General features: G+C 63.4%; 1 protein-coding gene. It reads left to right on the top strand.

The genetic code is table 11. The features are described from left to right. Window positions 1-103: 103 nt before the first annotated feature. Complete coding sequence (locus tag JNK74_28185) at window positions 104-769, top strand: DUF1080 domain-containing protein (protein ID MBL7650068.1); 666 nt, start codon at window positions 104-106, stop codon at window positions 767-769. The last annotated feature ends 165 nt before the right edge of the window (window positions 770-934 follow it).

Raw genomic sequence — 934 nt, forward strand, 5'->3', positions numbered from 1 at the left:
CGCCGTCAACGCACTGGCGGAAGCGCTCCGTTCTCAGGAACTCTGAGCGATTCGTGCCGCGGGCGATCGCTTGTTGAACAAGGAACTGTCTGTGCCGACGAAAATGGTGCTGTGTGTTGCGGGGTTGATGTGCATGCCCGTGGGGTGTCGCAGCGGGCAAACGCACCGAAGCGTTCAGCAGTCCGCGCTCCCCGGTACACCCCTGTTCAACGGGAAGGACCTGAGCGGGTGGAAGGGGCTGGTCGCCGATCCACCGAAGCGCGCCGGGATGACCCCCGAACAACTCGCCGCGGCCCAGGTCGCGGCGGACGCCAAGATGAAGGCCCATTGGTCAGTCCGGGACGGGGTGTTCTACTTCGATGGCAAAGGTGACAATCTGTGCACGGCAGCCGACTACGCCGACTTTGAACTTTGGCTGGAGTGGAAAATCCCACCCGGCGGTGACAGCGGCATCTACCTCCGCGGCACGCCCCAGGTGCAGATCTGGGACAACCCCATCGGTTCCGGCGGGCTGTACAACAACCAGAAGAACCCCAGCAAGCCTCTTGTGGTCGCCGACCGCCCCCCCGGCGAATGGAACTCCTTCTACATCCGCATGATCGGGGAGCGGGTCTGGGTGGATTTGAACGGGGTGCGCGTTGTTGACGGCGTGCCTCTCGAAAACTACTGGGAGAGAGACAAACCCATCTACGCCTCGGGTCAGATCGAACTGCAGAACCACGGCGGGGAACTCTGGTTCCGCAACATCCGGATCCGCCCCATCGAGTAAGCCTCACTATTCAGCGCGTGTGCCGATGCACCCGGCGGACCACCGACCCCGCCACGCCCGCCGCGATCAGGGCAACCAGCCAGAGCATCACAGGCTCAAATGATGCCTCCGGCAGCATCCCTCGGTCAGCCGATTCGCTGTCCATGAACCCGATGAGCGGGCCGA

This window comes from Candidatus Hydrogenedentota bacterium (assembly GCA_016791475.1).
GTDB lineage: Bacteria > Hydrogenedentota > Hydrogenedentia > Hydrogenedentales > JAEUWI01 > JAEUWI01.

Excerpts from the sequence above, each read along its gene's own strand:
- JNK74_28185 (MBL7650068.1), top strand. The coding sequence starts at position 104 with ATGGTGCTGTGTGTTGCGGGGTTGATGTGCATGCCCGTGGGGTGTCGC.